Consider the following 14,245-nt stretch of genomic DNA (forward strand, 5'->3'; position numbering starts at 1 on the left):
TTCAACGGCTTTGTCGAAACCATCACGCAAGCGTGCAACCGATTACTCGGCCTTAAGCGTGATACGCGCGAACGCTTTCTTGCCCGCCTGGCAGACGTGCACAGCACCCACCTTATATATGAAGGCGCGATCCACCACCTCACCATCCACGCGCACACTGCCGGAGCCCAACAGATCACGCGCCATCGCGGCGTTCTTCACTAGGCCTGCTTTATTAAGCAGCGCGGCAATCGGCATATCCTCAGCCGACAGAACCTCGATCTCTGGCAGATCTTCAGGCAGCTCGCCTTCCTTCATACGATTGCCCGCCGAGCGATGGGCATTGAGCGCAGCCTCTTCGCCATGGAAGCGGGCAACAATCTCTTCGGCCAGCTTGATCTTGATGTCACGCGGGTTAGCGCCCTGCTCGACATCCCGCTTGAACTGCTCGATCTCATCCATCGAACGGAAGCTGAGCAGCTCGAAGTAGCGCCACATCAGCGCATCTGGCATGGATACCAGCTTGTTGTACATGACACCCGGCGCTTCCTGGATACCAATATAGTTGCCCAGCGACTTCGACATTTTCTTCACGCCATCCAGACCTTCAAGCAACGGCATGGTGACGATGCACTGCGAGGATTGACCATAGGAGCGCTGCAACTCGCGCCCCATCAGCAGGTTGAACTTCTGATCGGTGCCGCCCAGCTCGACATCCGCCTGCAAGGCTACCGAGTCATAACCCTGAACAAGAGGGTAGAGAAACTCGTGAATGGCGATAGGCTGATTGGTCGAATACCGCTTACTGAAGTCATCGCGCTCCAACATCCGGGCCACGGTGTACTGCGAGGTCAACCGAATGAAATCAGCTGGCCCCATCTTGTCCATCCAAGTGGAGTTGAAGGCGACCTCGGTTTTCGCCGGATCGAGAATCTTGAACACCTGGGTTTTATAGGTCTCCGCGTTCTCCAGTACCTGCTCGCGGGTCAGCGGTGGGCGCGTGGCGCTCTTACCGCTGGGGTCACCAATCATTCCAGTGAAGTCGCCGATCAGGAAAATCACCTGATGCCCCAACTCCTGGAACTGACGCAGCTTATTAATAAGCACGGTGTGCCCGAGGTGCAGATCCGGCGCAGTCGGATCAAAACCTGCCTTGATACGCAGTGCCTGACCACGCTTGAGCTTCTCAACCAGCTCGGCCTCAACCAGAACCTCTTCTGCGCCACGCTTGATCAGCGCCAACTGCTCTTCAACCGACTTCATGACAGGACTCACGACCACTCAAAACAAAAGGGAACCAACCATACAAGATCGCAGACAAATCACAAGTTCTGCCGGCCACCCCACCTAGGCTAAGACCGCCTTGCGACAACCGGGGTTGCCTAGCTAGCGATTTGGTTATATTTTATACAGTTACTGCATATTCATCATTTCGTTTATCTATTTCTTTTCATTTTTAAAGTCAAAAAGCAGCCTATGACCTCTCCAACTAAAGCGCCGCCCCTGTACCCGAAAAGCCATATTCTGGCGGCCAGTGGCGTCGCCGCCCTACTGAGCCTAACCCTACTAGTATTCCCCACCCGCGAAGTTGAAGCCCAAAAGACCTACATCAACCTTGAGCTAGACAACGGCTCTGAGTACGCCGAGCTGCAAGATGAGCAGGACTTAGATGCCTCGCAGTCGCTGAACAAAAGCCAATCACCTTTCGCCAATACAGCAGCTACAGAGCAGCCAGCTGGCGATGAGCTGAAGGCAGCACAGGCTGAAGCGCCGCAAAAAGAAATCGACCCACTGAAGCGCACGTTACGCGTGGAAAACGGCGACACGCTGTCCACGGTATTTGCCAAGGTCGGACTGAGCGCAACCACTCTGCATGACGTGCTTAATAGCAGTAAGGAAGCCAAGCAGCTGACACGCCTGAAAGTAGGCCAAGCGCTTGAGTTCAACCTGAATACAGACGGCCAGCTGGAAAGCCTGCACAGCAAGCTCAGCGACCTGGAAAGCATTGCCCTGACGAAGAACGAGAAGGGCTTCAGCTTCAAGCGCGAACTGGTCAAGCCTGAAGTCCAGACCACCTACAGCCACGGAGTGATCAACAGCTCGCTGTTTCTCTCGGCCAAACGCGCAGGTTTGTCGCACAGCCTGACCATGGATCTGGCCAACGTATTCGGCTACGACATCGACTTCGCCATGGATATTCGTGAAGGCGACGAGTTCGAACTGATCTACGAAAAGAAAGTGGCCAACGGCAAACAGGTCGGTACCGGCAATATCCTCTCGGCGCGCTTCACCAACCGCGGCAAGACCTACACCGCCGTGCGTTACACCAACAAGCAAGGTAATAGCAGCTACTACAGCGCCACTGGCGAAAGCATGCGCAAAGCTTTTATCCGCACCCCTGTCGATTTCGCCCGTATCAGTTCGCGCTTCTCCACTGGGCGTCGCCATCCGGTGCTGAACAAGATTCGTGCGCACAAAGGTGTGGATTACGCCGCCCCACGCGGCACGCCGATCAAGGCTGCCGGCGATGGCCGCATTACCCTGGCCGGTCGCCACGGTGGCTATGGCAATGCGGTAATCATTCAGCACGGCCAACGCTACCGCACCCTGTATGCCCACATGAATGGCTTTGCCAAGGGCATCCGCAGCGGCGGCAACGTCAAGCAAGGCCAGATCATCGGTTATATCGGCACCACCGGCCTGTCCACCGGGCCGCACCTGCACTATGAATTCCAGGTTAACGGCGTGCACGTTGACCCACTGAGCCAGAAGCTGCCCATGGCTGACCCTATCGCCAGCAGCGAGAAAGCCCGCTTTATGCAGTTGAGCAAACCGTTGATGGCACAGATGGACAAAGAAAAGTCCACCATGCTCGCCCTCAACAATCAGCGCTAAACCATGCCCCTCTACCTCGGCGTGATGTCCGGTACCAGCCTGGATGGCCTGGACATTGCGCTGATTGAGCAGGAACACAGCACCCGCCTGCTCGGCACCCGCTACCTACCCATGCCAGACGAGCTGCGCAGCGCCCTGCTCAGCTTGTGCGCATCCGGCCCGGATGAACTGGCCCGTGCGGCAATCGCCGAACAACAGTGGGTCGCGCTCGCCGCGCAAGGCATCAGTGAGCTGCTAATACAACACGACACACCCGCACACAGCGTTCGCGCCATCGGCAGCCATGGTCAAACCGTGCGCCATGAGCCTGCCCGTGGGTTCAGTATCCAGATCGGCAACTCCGCCCTGCTCGCTGAACTGACCGGCATCAGTGTCGTCAGCGACTTCCGCCGCCGCGATGTTGCCGCCGGTGGTCAGGGTGCACCGCTGGTTCCGGCATTTCACCAGGCATTGTTCGCCAGCGAAGGCAGCATCCGCGCAATCCTCAACATCGGCGGTTTCAGCAATCTCAGCTTGCTGGAGCCTGAGCGTCCGGTGCACGGTTTCGATTGCGGCCCGGGCAATGTGCTGCTGGATGCCTGGATACAGCGCCATCAGGGCCTGACATACGACCAGGACGGCCTGTGGGCTGCCAGTGGCCAGGTACAGACGCAACTTCTGCAAGCCTTGCTGAGTGATCCCTACTTCCAGACTCAGGGCCCGAAAAGTACTGGCCGTGAGTTGTTCAACCTGGACTGGCTGGATCAGCATCTGCAGAACCTACCGGCGTTTGCTGAGGCTGACGTGCAGGCTACCCTGCTGGAGATGACCGCCATCAGCATTACCGAGGCGCTCAAGGCTGCTCAGCAGAACACCGAGATGCTGCTGGTGTGCGGTGGCGGCGCGCATAACCACGCGCTGATGCGCCGCCTGGCGCAGCTACTGCCCAATAGCCAGGTGAACAATACCGATGCCCATGGCGTGCCCGCCGATTGGGTCGAAGCCATGGCCTTTGCCTGGCTAGCGCACTGCTGCCTGGAAGGCATACCCGCCAACCGGCCGAGCGTTACCGGCGCACGTGGCCTGCGGGTACTCGGCGCGATATACCCCGCCTAATCACCGTTTCAAATCTGCTGCACCCAGAAACGACAACGCCGCGCACAAGGCACGGCGTTAGCATGAACAGCCTGCAACTCAGATCGAGAACGAAGAACCGCAACCGCAGGTGGTCGTGGCGTTCGGGTTGTTGATGACAAACCGCGACCCCTCTAGACCTTCCTGATAATCGACCTCGGCACCTGCCAGGTACTGGAAGCTCATCGGATCGACCACCAGGCTTACGCCTTCGCGCTCGACGATGGTGTCGTCCTCTGCCACTTCTTCATCGAAGGTGAAGCCATACTGGAAGCCGGAACAACCGCCTCCCGTTACAAACACGCGCAATTTCAGACGCGGGTTGCCTTCCTCATCGACCAGGCTCTTCACCTTGTTCGCCGCGCCCTGCGTAAATTGCATAGCACTGGGGGTGAAGGTTTCGACGCTCATGCTGATTAACTCCCGACGCTACGCGCCATACTGCATTCTGATCGGCATTATCCGCTTACCCTAGAAAAGCGGTCAACTATTGTGCGACATCCAGCGTTTCGGGCAATTCCAACGGCCGCGCCTCGTCCTGCAAACGGCAGAGACGGCCTTCGATCTGCGCGCCCATGGCCATTTCCATCAGGGCGTAATACAGATTGCCACGCACTCGCGCGCGCGCGCCCAGCTCAAGATGGCCACTGGCGTGCACGTCGCCGACCACTTCACCATCAATCACTATATGGGGGGCGCGGATCTCACCTTCAACCCGCCCCTGCACACTGACGCGCACCATGCCTTCGCTCGCCACCAGATTACCGATGACCTTGCCATCGACCTGTACCGCGCCTTGAAAGCGCAAATCGCCATGCAATTCGGCACCCACCGCAATCAGGCTGGTCTTGCCCGCGAAACGCTGCACGTCAGTGCGCGCCTTATCTTTATTCCACATAAGGAACAGTTACTCCTCTTTGTTCCATTTGAATGTGCGCAGCAGAGGCTTCTCGCCCTGCACCTCGGCACGCACCTTGATCTCGCGCGGGATAAACCCTTCAGGCAACTTTAGCTCGGCAAATCGCCCAGCCTCGGGAATGGCCTGAAAGTGCTTGAAGGCGAAGGCTATCGGCTGCTCAGGCAGGGCATCGGGCAAGTCTGCGCCCAGCGCCGCCAGCTCGAGCGTGACATCCTGCCCGCCCTGCTTGCCGACGATCGATACCTGCAACTGGCCTTCCAGCGGCGTCTCGCCTTTACCCACACGGCTGAGGAGTATCTTGTAGCGGAAATGCTCAGGCCTGTCCGTGGCCTGTAGCTCAAAGGTTTTGATGCGCAAACCCTCACGACGACTGGCGGGCGCCAGTACGCCTTTATAGAAGGCCAGATCCTGTTGCTGTTTGTAGATCTGCTCTTCCAGCAGCTTGATAGTCAGACGGCTCTGCTCGTTGGCCTGCTGGCTGACCTTTTCCGCGCTGCTGAGCACCGCCACGCGCTGACGCAACTCATCGACTTCGCGCAGCAACTGCTCATCGCGCACCGGCTCGGCCGGTTGCCCCGCAATCACTGCAGGCTGGCTGTACTGCTGCCACCAGCCGCCGGCATAAAACGCCAGCGGAATACACAGCACCAGCAGCAAGCCGAGCATGCGCCGCCGCCGAGCACGTCCCGGATCGCTTGGGCGAACCTCCCAGCCCGCCGTCAAGGCAGCATGGCCGCGTGGGACAAGCCCAGACGCTCATCGAGGCCGAAGAGGATGTTCATGTTCTGTACCGCCTGACCCGACGCGCCTTTGACCAGGTTATCGATGACCGACAACACCACCACCAGATCACCATCCTGCGGCCGGTGTACAGCGATCCGGCACACATTGGCGCCGCGCACACTGCGGGTTTCCGGATGACTGCCAGCGGGCATCACATCGACGAAAGGCTCGTTGGCGTAACGCTTCTCGAACAACGCCTGCAGATCAACCGAGCGGTCGACCACAGTGGCGTAAAGCGTGGCGTGGATACCGCGGATCATCGGCGTCAGGTGCGGCACAAAGGTCAGGCCGACATCCTTGCCCGCAGCCCGGCGCAGGCCCTGACGGATTTCCGGCAGATGCCGATGGCCTTTGACCCCGTAGGCTTTCATGCTCTCGCCGGCTTCGCTGAACAGCGAACCCACGCTGGCACCGCGGCCGGCACCGCTGACCCCGGACTTGCAGTCGGCGATCACCTGCGTGGTATCAGCCAGGCCGGCCTCCAACAGCGGAATCAGCGCCAGCTGTGCGGCGGTGGGATAGCAACCCGGTACGGCGATCAGTCGCGCCTGCTTGATGGCTTCACGGTTGACTTCCGGCAAGCCATAAACCGCCTCCGGCAGCAGGTCCGGCGCGCCGTGCGGCTGGCCGTACCACTTGGCCCACTCATCGGCATCCTGCAAGCGGAAGTCGGCTGACAGGTCGATCACCTTGGTCCCGGCCGCCAGCAGCTCGCCGGCCAGGGCATGGGCAACACCGTGCGGCGTGGCGAAGAACACCACATCGCAAGCGCCCAGGGTGGCAACATCCGGCACGCTGAACGCCAGGCTGTCGTAATGACCGCGCAGGTTCGGGTACATCTCGTCGACACGCATGCCGGCCTCGGAGCGCGAGGTAATCACCTCGACCTGCGCTTGCGGGTGTTGCGCCAACAAACGCAACAGCTCGACACCGGTATACCCCGTGCCGCCGACGATTCCGACCTTGATCATCACTTGCCCCTTTGTAATACCAGCAGTGGAAAGCTGCCGATGATACGGCCGCTTCGGCCAGGGGCCAACACTTGAGCGCCGCCAGTGATGACGGAGGCGGTCATGCCCACTACTATCGGGGCACTTTCCTGCAACGAGTGCGCACAATGCTCTATCTGTGGCTCAAGGCTCTGCACATCATCGCCATGGTCTGCTGGTTCGCCGGCCTGTTCTACTTGCCGCGCCTGTTCGTCTATCACGCCATGAGCACCGACGAAGTCAGCCGCGAACGCTTCTGCATCATGGAGCGCAAGCTCTATCGCGGCATCATGTGGCCGTCGCTGATTCTTACCGTCGGCCTGGGCCTGTGGCTGCTCAGCCTTAACCCCAGCTACTACTTCAGCCAGGGCTGGATGCACGCCAAGCTGAGCCTGGTGGCGCTGTTGGTGGTCTACCAGTTTATGTGCGGCGCCCAGCTCAAGGCCTTTACCCGCGGCGAGAATCAACGCGGCCATGTGTTCTACCGCTGGTTTAATGAAGCACCCGTGCTGGCCTTGCTCGGCATTGTCATTCTGGTCGTGGTTCGCCCGTTCTAAATACTCCAAGAGGATTACCGCATGTCGCTTCCAGCCCTGCTCGAACAACGCCTGCGCCTGCCCGTCGTCGCCGCGCCGATGTTTCTAGTGTCCAACCCGCAACTGGTTCTGGCCTGCTGCAACAGCGGCATCGTCGGTAGCTTCCCGGCGCTGAACCAGCGTGACAGCAGCGGCTTCAAGGGATGGCTGGAAGAGATCGAAGCCGGCCTGGACAGCACCGCCGCGCCTTATGCGGTCAACCTGATCGTGCACGGCAGCAACCCGCGTCTACAGGCGGATCTGGCCATCTGCGTCGAGCAGCGCGTGCCTATCGTCATCACCAGCCTCGGCGCGGTGAAGGAAGTGGTAGACGCCGTACACAGCTACGGTGGCCTGGTATTCCACGACGTGACCACCCGCCGGCATGCCGAGAAAGCCACCGAAGCTGGCGTCGACGGCCTGATCGCGGTGGCCGCCGGCGCAGGCGGACATGCCGGCACCTGGAGCCCGTTCGCACTGATCGCCGAAATCCGCCAGTTCTTCGACAAGACCCTGCTGCTGGCCGGCTGCCTTAACCAGGGCCACGAAGTATTGGCCGCGCAACTGCTTGGCGCCGACCTTGCGTATCTCGGCACCCGTCTGATCGCCACCCAGGAAAACGCCGCTTCCGCCGCTTACAAGCAGATGATTCTCGACGCCAAAGCCGCCGACATCATTCACACCCCAGCGGTCTCCGGCGTACCGGCGAGCTTTATGCGCCAGAGCCTGGAGCTGGCCGGCTACGACCTCAAGCAGCTGCAGAACAAAGGCGAGGTCAACTACGGCGAGAAGCTCAAGCCAATGGATGAAGAAGCCAAGGCCTGGAAAACCGTGTGGTCGGCCGGCCAGGGCGTCGGCAATATCCGCGACCTGCCCAGCGTCGAGCAGTTGATCGCCCGCCTCGACAGCGAATACCGCGCCGCCCTCAAGCAGAGCCTGCAGCTGCAACAACGCTGGGCGCGATGAAGCGACGCAATCTGCTCGGTCTCGGCGCGCTGGGGCTGTTCGGTGGCTGGGCGCTGCGTCCGAGCGATCTCGGCCAACCGCACGAGCCCTACTTTGCTGCGCTCAACCAGTTGCTGCGGCGTGCAGGGGCCGGACTGCCGCTGCTGGTGGTAGACCTGGAGCGCCTCGACCAGAACGCCGAGTTGCTTGCTAGCCAGCTCGGTAGCCAACTGCCGCTGCGTCTGGTGGCAAAATCACTGGCCTCCACCGGGCTGCTCGACTACCTGGCGAAGAAGCTCGGCACGCAGCGCTTTATGGTGTTTCACCAGCCGCAGATCAATCAGCTGGCGTTGAGCTTTCCTCAGTCCGACCTGCTGCTCGGCAAACCCTTGCCCAGTGCAGCGGCCCTGAGTTTCTACCAGCAACTGCCACAAGGCAGCGGCTTTGTCCCCGCCGAGCAGCTGACCTGGCTGATCGATAGCCAAACCCGTCTGCAGGAATACGCCGCCCTGGCCAATGCCCTCAACCAGCCGCTGCAGATTGCCTTTGAAATCGATATCGGCCTGGCCCGCGGCGGCTTTGCCACTCCCGCAGAACTTGGCGCCGCACTCACCTGGCTGCGTAATACGCCCAACCGGCTACGCGTACGCGGCTTAATGGGTTATGACGCGCACCTCGCCCATACGCCGTTCTGGACCGAGCAGACCAGCGCCTTTACCCAGAGCGCCGCACGCTATCGGGCGTTTATCACCAGCGCCGCCGCATTCAGCGAGCTGTGGCCGCAACAACCGCTGCTCAATGGCGCTGGCAGCCTGACCTACACCCTGCATGCCAAGCTCGATACGCCGCTGAATGAAGTCGCGGTCGGCTCTGCATTGCTCAAGCCCAGCGATTTCGACAGTCCACTGCTTAGCGTCCAGCAAGCCGCACTATGGATTGCCAGCCCGGTGCTCAAGGCGTTGCCTGGGCAACTGCCGTTTCTCGACGGATCACACCAACTTCTGCAACGCTGGAACCCCAATCGCCAACAGGCTTACTACCTGTATGGCGGGCAATGGCCAGCAACACCGGTATCACCCGCAGGGCTCAGTTATGACGCCCTGTATGGCCGCAGTGCCAACCAGGAACGCTTGATCGGCTCAGCCGGCACAGGCTTACAAGTCGACGACTGGGTATTTCTCCGCCCGCAACGTTCGGAGGGCCTGTTCGAGCTGTTCAACCAACTCGTTCTTCTGCGCAACGGCCGCCTGGTCGGCAGCTGGTCCGCCAGCAGAGCGTGAACCGCCTCTAGGCCCCTGCACATTTGCACGCAGGCAGCTTGTTTACTGGCCTGCAGGCCGGCTAGTCTGTAGCGCAACTCCATTCTGGCACCGACAAGGACGCCGACATGACCCAAGCCCGCTTCAAGATTGTGTTCAACGGCGAGTTGATGCCCGACGTCAGCCTGGAAACAGCCAAAGAAAACCTCGCGCGCCTGTTCAAGAGCGACCTGACCCGGATCAACTCACTGTTTAGCGGCGGCAATGTCGATATCAAGCGCGACCTCAGCGAAAACGAGGCCGACCAGTACCTCAAGGCCTTGCAGAGCGCCGGCGCCAAAGTGCGCAAGGAACAGGATCTAGCCGCCAGCCTGAGCCTGGTGACAACTGACGACCACCCCACATCGCCACCACCTCAGAGCACGACACAGAAAGCCGAAAGCACAAGTGGAATGACCTGCCCCAAGTGCGGCCACCAGCAAAGCAAAGCCATCGAGTGCTCGGCCTGCGGCATCGTTATCGAGAAATTTATCGCCCGCCAGGCCATGCTCGCGGAAAGCCCACCAGAAGTGGTCAGCGCAGCTGCCACGCCCTACGCCACACCGAAAGCAGCAGTGGCAGAGGCCCTGCCGGAATTCGGCGAGCTGAAGGCCTTTACCACCGACGGGCGAATCGGTCGTTTGCGCTATCTGGCCTGGTCGATGGTGCTAATGCTGGCCTGCTTGCCGCTGTTCGGCATCGCCGGCGGTTTCTTCGCCGCATCGGAGATTCTTGGCGGCCTGCTGATGGTCGTGGTGGGTATCGCCGTGGCGGTGGTCGGCATCATGTTCGGCGTACAGCGTCTGCATGACATCGGCTGGTCGGGCTGGCTGCTGCTGGTCACCCTGGTGCCGATTGTTGGCGGGGTGTTCTCCCTGCTGATGTTTATTATCCCCGGCAGCACCGCCGCCAACCGCTTTGGTCCGCCGCCACCACCGAATAGTCGCGCAGTGAAAATCCTCGCTCTGCTCTGGGTGGCGATTATTGTCATCGCGATCGTTGCGGCCATCGCCCTGCCTGCCTATATGGGTTATGCCGACGCCGGCCTGTAAGAACCTGTTCAAAGCCTGCTGCGCGTCGGCCCTGCTGTGTTAAAAACAGGCTCGGAATGCTCATGTACAAAAGTACACTCCGCTTCCTCGCCTGTTTTCGCCTTGCAGGACTCTAGCTCGCGAGCCTTTGTACAGGCTCTAAACTACGCAACCTTGCGCGGTACATGGGGTCGAAAGGCCCCATCACGGAGAACCCTATGACCCGTTACGCGCTTATTACCGGAGCCTCCAGCGGTATTGGCCTGGCCCTGGCGGAAGCCCTGGCTCGGCGTGGCCGCAATCTGATTCTGGTGGCGCGCCAACGCGATGCGCTAGAAAGCATTGCCTGCGAACTGACTCAACGCTTTTCCGTGGAGGTGCTGTTTCGCGTCTGCGACCTCAGCCAGCCACTGCAGGTCAGCGGCCTGCTGCATGAGCTGGAGCAAGGCGAGCGCACTATCGATTTACTAGTGAACAACGCCGGTATCGGCACCTCTGGCGCCTACGTGGCCCAGGACTGGGCTCGCGAGCAACAGCTGATCGAGCTGAATATCCTGGCCCTCGCTCGCCTCTGCCACGCCATCGGCACCATCATGGCCGGCCAGGGCAGCGGACAGATTCTCAACGTCGCTTCGGTTGCCGGCTTTCAGCCGGGGCCCGGCATGAGCAACTACTACGCGAGCAAGGCCTACGTACTGCACTTCTCCGAAGGCCTGCGCGAAGAGCTGAAAGAGTACGGCGTTAAAGTATCCGTACTCTGCCCTGGGCCAACCCGCAGCGCGTTTTTCCGCACTGCACGCGTGAACAGTGAAGCGCTACAGGGCAGCAAGCTGATGATGAGCGCCGAAGAAGTGGCGCTTATCACCGTCAAGGCGCTGGAGAAAAACCGCGCGATCATCATCCCAGGCTGGCGCAACCGCTTGCTCGCCCTCAGCCCTCGGCTGGGACCGCGCTGGCTGGTACGGCGAATCAGCGCACGGCTAAATCGCCAGTTCGGCAAGCCGGCCGCGTAGCTAGCCGGCGTTGACCGTGCGCCCATCCGCCCAGGCGCGCAGCGCAGCAAGATCTTCAGCCATCACCACCGACAGCGGTGCGGTGCCCTGAATGCTCTGCAGCAGCAATGCCTGGTTGACCGATTGCTGTTGGGCTTGCGCGGCATACAGGGCACTGACCACCGCCTGCTCGATCTCAGCACCGGAGAACCCGTCACAAGCCGCCGCCAGCTGCGCCAGGTCGAAGCCTGTCACCTCCAGCTCGCGCCGCGCCAGGTGAATCCGGAAGATCTCGGCACGCACCGCCGCATCCGGTAGGTCGACAAAGAACAACTCATCGAAACGCCCCTTGCGCACCAGCTCTGGCGGTAGCCGTGAAATCACGTTGGCGGTGGCCACCATAAAGACTGGCGCCTTGCGCTCGGCCATCCAGGTCAACAGGGTGCCGAGTACCCGCTGACTGACGCCACCATCGTGATCACCACTGGCCAGGCCCTTTTCGATCTCATCCATCCACAGCACACAAGGCGCCATCTGCTCGGCCAGCTTGAGGGCTTCACGCAGGTTGCGCTCGGTCTCGCCGAAGAACTTGTTGTACAGGCAGGCAAAGTCCAACCGTAGCAAGGGCAAGCCCCACAAGCCGGCAATAGCCTTGGCGGCCAGACTCTTGCCGCCGCCCTGTACGCCAACCAACAGCACGCCCTTGGGCAGATCGACGCCTTTGCCTTCAAGAAAGATGCTCTGCCGATCCCCCAGCCAGCGCTTGAGGTTGCTCAGCCCACCGACCTCAGCGAAACGTGCGGTGTCGTACTCGAAACTCAGTACGCCATCGAGATCGAGTAGTTTGAATTTGGTCTTGTTCAGCTCCGGCAGGTCTTCCTGGGTAATCGCGCCGTCATCACAGATCACATTGCGCGCCAGCGCGCGCGCCTCGGCATGGCTGAGGCCACGCAGATTCTTCACCACCTGCTGCAAGGTGCGGTTATCGGTGCGCACCCGGGCATTGCGGTTACGTGCACTCCAGCCCGTAGCCTCGTCGCGCACAATGGCCAGCAGCTCTTCCTCGGAAGGCAGCGACAGGCTGAAGCGCGAGGCATAGCGCTGCACCTCGGGCGGCAACTTGCAGGCGTGGGACACCAGCACCAGAGTCGGCTTGCTGGGTAGCTCGCTCATGGCGATTTCCTTGAGCAGGCGCACCAGCTTGGGGTTGCCCTCAAGAAACGGATGCAGGTCGCACATCACATACAGTGTTGGCTGCGTGTCAGCCTTGATCAGGCGCAGCGCGGTTTCCGGCTCCAGCGTTGTGCTGTCGACCGGTTCCTGAATGGAAAACCCCACGCGCTGCAAACCCTCGGTCACGGACCACAGCTGCAAACCAAGGCTGCGGCGCACGGCGAGGCTGGTCAGAGTTTCCAGAACCCGCGGTTCATCCCAGGATTCGATCAGCACCAGCTTGGTCTTGGAGTCCAGTACCAAGCCCAGATCATGAATATCGTTTTTCACCCACGCTCCTTGTCCACTAAACTCGGGCCTCTTTAAATACCGGCCGGGAGACTGTCCATGGACTGTCTATTTTGCAAGATCGTCGCTGGTGAAATACCGGCGCGCAAGCTTTATGAAGATGACCAGGTGATTGCCTTTCACGATATCGGCCCGCAGGCACCCGTGCACTTTCTGGTTATCCCGAAAAAACACATCAGCACCCTCAATGACCTGAGTGAGACAGACAAGCCGCTGGCCGGGCATATCCTCTTCACTGCCCAACGCCTGGCCAAGGAGCAAGGCTGCGAGGAAGGCTTTCGCGTGGTGATGAACTGCAATGACCTGGGCGGCCAGACGGTACACCACATCCATATGCACGTGCTGGGTCAGCGGCAGATGGCATGGCCACCGGGTTGAGTCGTTCGTTACTCGGCGCACTGACCATGCTCGCCCTGCTGATTGGCAATCCAGCGCAGGCGCATACGATTGGCAGCGTATTCAGCGACGTCTTGCCCAAGGGCGAGCAAGGGCCGCAGTTGGTTGTGCTGCCTGCCGGGCGCTACCTGCTCGGTGATCACAGTGGCCGCGGCAACCATAACGAACGCCCGCTGACGCCGATTGAAATCGGCCAACCCTTCGCCATCGGCCGCTACGAAGTCAGCTTCGCTGACTGGCAGCAGTATGCCTACGCCACCGCCACGGCCATGCCGGACAACGAGGGCTGGGGACTGTCGGCGCAGCGGCCGGTGATCCATGTGTCCTGGCACCAGGCTCAGGCCTACAGCCAATGGCTGTCGAAGGTCACTGGTCAGCGTTATCGACTGCCTACCGAAGCCGAATGGGAATACGCCGCCCGCGCAGGCAGCACCAGCTACTACTGGTGGGGCGAGCAGCTCGACAGCCCGGAAAACCGACCGCGCGCGCATTGCCGTGGCTGCGCCACCTCGCGGCTGATCCAGAGCAAGACTGAACGTGTCGGCCAGTTCCCCGCCAACGCCTTTGGCCTGTATGACACCGCCGGCAACGTCTGGGAATGGACCGCCTCACGCTTTGCCAGCCCCTTCGACGGTAGCGAGCAACAGGCGGCCAGCCTGCTCGACAAAAGCCCGCGGGTAGTGCGCGGTGGCGCCTGGAACAGCGGCCCGAGCTACCTGCGCAGCAGCCAGCGTGATATGAAGCAGCCGCAGCACAAGGACTACGCCCTGGGTTTTCGTGTGCTACGCGAACTGCCCTGACGCTGGCCA

15 protein-coding genes are annotated in these 14,245 nt (G+C 60.7%); 9 read left to right on the top strand and 6 right to left on the bottom strand.

Annotation, left to right across the window (positions count from 1 at the left end; genetic code table 11):
* Window positions 1-42: 42 nt before the first annotated feature.
* Window positions 43-1,242, bottom strand: a complete 1,200-nt coding sequence (tyrS, locus tag ACQ4LH_RS15850) for a tyrosine--tRNA ligase (RefSeq protein ID WP_430698028.1) — start codon at window positions 1,240-1,242, stop codon at window positions 43-45.
* Window positions 1,243-1,455: 213 nt separating this feature from the next.
* On the opposite strand from tyrS, the gene ACQ4LH_RS15855 reads away from it, so the two are divergent.
* Window positions 1,456-2,874, top strand: a complete 1,419-nt coding sequence (locus tag ACQ4LH_RS15855) for a peptidoglycan DD-metalloendopeptidase family protein (protein ID WP_430698029.1) — start codon at window positions 1,456-1,458, stop codon at window positions 2,872-2,874.
* Window positions 2,875-2,877: 3 nt separating this feature from the next.
* Complete coding sequence (locus ACQ4LH_RS15860; RefSeq protein ID WP_430698030.1) at window positions 2,878-3,969, top strand: anhydro-N-acetylmuramic acid kinase; 1,092 nt, start codon at window positions 2,878-2,880, stop codon at window positions 3,967-3,969.
* 78 nt (window positions 3,970-4,047) lie between these two features.
* Here the strand turns inward: ACQ4LH_RS15860 and erpA are convergent, their stop codons facing one another.
* The 4 genes from erpA to argC all read right to left on the bottom strand — a co-directional run bounded on the left by erpA (window position 4,048) and on the right by argC (window position 6,660).
* The gene (gene erpA, locus ACQ4LH_RS15865) at window positions 4,048-4,398 is read right to left on the bottom strand and encodes an iron-sulfur cluster insertion protein ErpA (RefSeq protein ID WP_430698031.1); all 351 of its coding nucleotides are present in this window, start codon (window positions 4,396-4,398) and stop codon (window positions 4,048-4,050) included.
* A 76-nt stretch (window positions 4,399-4,474) separates the two neighbouring features.
* The gene (locus tag ACQ4LH_RS15870) at window positions 4,475-4,885 is read right to left on the bottom strand and encodes a bactofilin family protein (RefSeq protein WP_430698032.1); all 411 of its coding nucleotides are present in this window, start codon (window positions 4,883-4,885) and stop codon (window positions 4,475-4,477) included.
* A gap of 9 nt (window positions 4,886-4,894) precedes the next feature.
* On the bottom strand, window positions 4,895-5,572 hold the full coding sequence (locus ACQ4LH_RS15875; protein WP_430698033.1) for a DUF6776 family protein: 678 nt from the start codon (window positions 5,570-5,572) through the stop codon (window positions 4,895-4,897).
* Between the two features lie 53 nt (window positions 5,573-5,625).
* Complete coding sequence (gene argC, locus ACQ4LH_RS15880) at window positions 5,626-6,660, bottom strand: N-acetyl-gamma-glutamyl-phosphate reductase (RefSeq protein WP_430698034.1); 1,035 nt, start codon at window positions 6,658-6,660, stop codon at window positions 5,626-5,628.
* Between the two features lie 146 nt (window positions 6,661-6,806).
* Here argC and hemJ point away from each other — a divergent pair, with 146 nt between their 5' ends.
* The 5 genes from hemJ to ACQ4LH_RS15905 all read left to right on the top strand — a co-directional run bounded on the left by hemJ (window position 6,807) and on the right by ACQ4LH_RS15905 (window position 11,540).
* Window positions 6,807-7,235 (top strand): protoporphyrinogen oxidase HemJ, encoded by a 429-nt coding sequence (hemJ, locus tag ACQ4LH_RS15885; RefSeq protein WP_430698035.1) that lies wholly within the window; start codon window positions 6,807-6,809, stop codon window positions 7,233-7,235.
* 21 nt (window positions 7,236-7,256) lie between these two features.
* The gene (locus ACQ4LH_RS15890; protein WP_430698036.1) at window positions 7,257-8,219 is read left to right on the top strand and encodes an NAD(P)H-dependent flavin oxidoreductase; all 963 of its coding nucleotides are present in this window, start codon (window positions 7,257-7,259) and stop codon (window positions 8,217-8,219) included.
* The gene (locus ACQ4LH_RS15895; protein ID WP_430698037.1) at window positions 8,216-9,478 is read left to right on the top strand and encodes an alanine racemase; all 1,263 of its coding nucleotides are present in this window, start codon (window positions 8,216-8,218) and stop codon (window positions 9,476-9,478) included. The genes ACQ4LH_RS15890 and ACQ4LH_RS15895 overlap by 4 nt, the downstream gene beginning before the upstream one ends.
* Before the next feature lie 107 nt (window positions 9,479-9,585).
* Window positions 9,586-10,548 (top strand): DUF805 domain-containing protein, encoded by a 963-nt coding sequence (locus tag ACQ4LH_RS15900; RefSeq protein ID WP_430698038.1) that lies wholly within the window; start codon window positions 9,586-9,588, stop codon window positions 10,546-10,548.
* 197 nt (window positions 10,549-10,745) lie between these two features.
* Window positions 10,746-11,540, top strand: coding sequence for an SDR family NAD(P)-dependent oxidoreductase (locus ACQ4LH_RS15905; protein ID WP_430698039.1), 795 nt, complete (start codon window positions 10,746-10,748; stop codon window positions 11,538-11,540).
* Here the strand turns inward: ACQ4LH_RS15905 and ACQ4LH_RS15910 are convergent, their stop codons facing one another.
* On the bottom strand, window positions 11,541-13,022 hold the full coding sequence (locus ACQ4LH_RS15910; protein WP_430698040.1) for an AAA family ATPase: 1,482 nt from the start codon (window positions 13,020-13,022) through the stop codon (window positions 11,541-11,543). It abuts the gene before it with no gap.
* A 57-nt stretch (window positions 13,023-13,079) separates the two neighbouring features.
* Here ACQ4LH_RS15910 and ACQ4LH_RS15915 point away from each other — a divergent pair, with 57 nt between their 5' ends.
* Together ACQ4LH_RS15915 and ACQ4LH_RS15920 are read left to right on the top strand one after the other, a co-directional pair.
* Entirely contained in the window at window positions 13,080-13,418 is a 339-nt protein-coding gene (locus ACQ4LH_RS15915) for a histidine triad nucleotide-binding protein (protein ID WP_430698041.1), read from the top strand.
* Window positions 13,403-14,236, top strand: coding sequence for a formylglycine-generating enzyme family protein (locus tag ACQ4LH_RS15920; protein WP_430698042.1), 834 nt, complete (start codon window positions 13,403-13,405; stop codon window positions 14,234-14,236). Before ACQ4LH_RS15915 ends, ACQ4LH_RS15920 begins: the two co-directional genes overlap by 16 nt.
* The last annotated feature ends 9 nt before the right edge of the window (window positions 14,237-14,245 follow it).

Source organism: Pseudomonas peli, from assembly GCF_050563605.1.
GTDB classification, from domain to species: Bacteria; Pseudomonadota; Gammaproteobacteria; order Pseudomonadales; family Pseudomonadaceae; genus Aquipseudomonas; species Aquipseudomonas peli_A.

What these genes read in the sequence shown, in the direction of transcription:
- tyrS (WP_430698028.1), bottom strand. Translation starts at nt 1,242, where the DNA reads ATGAAGTCGGTTGAAGAGCAGTTGGCGCTGATCAAGCGTGGCGCAGAA.
- ACQ4LH_RS15855 (WP_430698029.1), top strand. Translation starts at nt 1,456, where the DNA reads ATGACCTCTCCAACTAAAGCGCCGCCCCTGTACCCGAAAAGCCATATT.
- ACQ4LH_RS15860 (WP_430698030.1), top strand. Translation starts at nt 2,878, where the DNA reads ATGCCCCTCTACCTCGGCGTGATGTCCGGTACCAGCCTGGATGGCCTG.
- erpA (WP_430698031.1), bottom strand. Translation starts at nt 4,398, where the DNA reads ATGAGCGTCGAAACCTTCACCCCCAGTGCTATGCAATTTACGCAGGGC.
- ACQ4LH_RS15870 (WP_430698032.1), bottom strand. Translation starts at nt 4,885, where the DNA reads ATGTGGAATAAAGATAAGGCGCGCACTGACGTGCAGCGTTTCGCGGGC.
- ACQ4LH_RS15875 (WP_430698033.1), bottom strand. Translation starts at nt 5,572, where the DNA reads ATGCTCGGCTTGCTGCTGGTGCTGTGTATTCCGCTGGCGTTTTATGCC.
- argC (WP_430698034.1), bottom strand. Translation starts at nt 6,660, where the DNA reads ATGATCAAGGTCGGAATCGTCGGCGGCACGGGGTATACCGGTGTCGAG.
- hemJ (WP_430698035.1), top strand. Translation starts at nt 6,807, where the DNA reads ATGCTCTATCTGTGGCTCAAGGCTCTGCACATCATCGCCATGGTCTGC.
- ACQ4LH_RS15890 (WP_430698036.1), top strand. Translation starts at nt 7,257, where the DNA reads ATGTCGCTTCCAGCCCTGCTCGAACAACGCCTGCGCCTGCCCGTCGTC.
- ACQ4LH_RS15895 (WP_430698037.1), top strand. Translation starts at nt 8,216, where the DNA reads ATGAAGCGACGCAATCTGCTCGGTCTCGGCGCGCTGGGGCTGTTCGGT.
- ACQ4LH_RS15900 (WP_430698038.1), top strand. Translation starts at nt 9,586, where the DNA reads ATGACCCAAGCCCGCTTCAAGATTGTGTTCAACGGCGAGTTGATGCCC.
- ACQ4LH_RS15905 (WP_430698039.1), top strand. Translation starts at nt 10,746, where the DNA reads ATGACCCGTTACGCGCTTATTACCGGAGCCTCCAGCGGTATTGGCCTG.
- ACQ4LH_RS15915 (WP_430698041.1), top strand. Translation starts at nt 13,080, where the DNA reads ATGGACTGTCTATTTTGCAAGATCGTCGCTGGTGAAATACCGGCGCGC.
- ACQ4LH_RS15920 (WP_430698042.1), top strand. Translation starts at nt 13,403, where the DNA reads ATGGCCACCGGGTTGAGTCGTTCGTTACTCGGCGCACTGACCATGCTC.